Origin of the sequence: Streptomyces sp. URMC 126 (assembly GCF_051386555.1) — a bacterium.
Lineage (GTDB): Bacteria > Actinomycetota > Actinomycetes > Streptomycetales > Streptomycetaceae > Streptomyces.
Genome location: NZ_JBPQTX010000831.1, coordinates 1 through 277, shown reverse-complemented (window position 1 = coordinate 277; position 277 = coordinate 1). Strand labels below are relative to the sequence as shown.

1 protein-coding gene is annotated in these 277 nt (G+C 70.4%); it reads left to right on the top strand.

All coding sequences use genetic code 11. The features are described from left to right. Positions 1 to 5: 5 nt before the first annotated feature. Positions 6 to 277: ATPase, T2SS/T4P/T4SS family (locus ACSNOK_RS34120; RefSeq protein ID WP_436784613.1), on the top strand; the 272-nt coding region annotated here is incomplete at its 3' end.

Sequence of the window (277 nt, the reverse complement as noted above, 5' to 3'; positions counted from 1 at the left end):
ACACTGTGGAGCTGCAATGCGCGGCCCGCGACCACGTGCCGCTGCGCACACGCGCGGGCGTGGTGTCCATGACCGAGCTGGTGCGCTCGTCCATGCGCCTTCGGCCGGATCGCGTGATCGTCGGCGAAGTGCGCGGCGCCGAGGCGCTGGATCTAATCAAGGTGTGGGGCACCGGCCATCCGGGCGGCATCGCCACGATCAACGCCGGCTCCGCGCTGGGCGCACTGCTGCGCCTGGAGCAACTGATTCTCGAAGTGGCGGTGAACCCGCCCCGTGC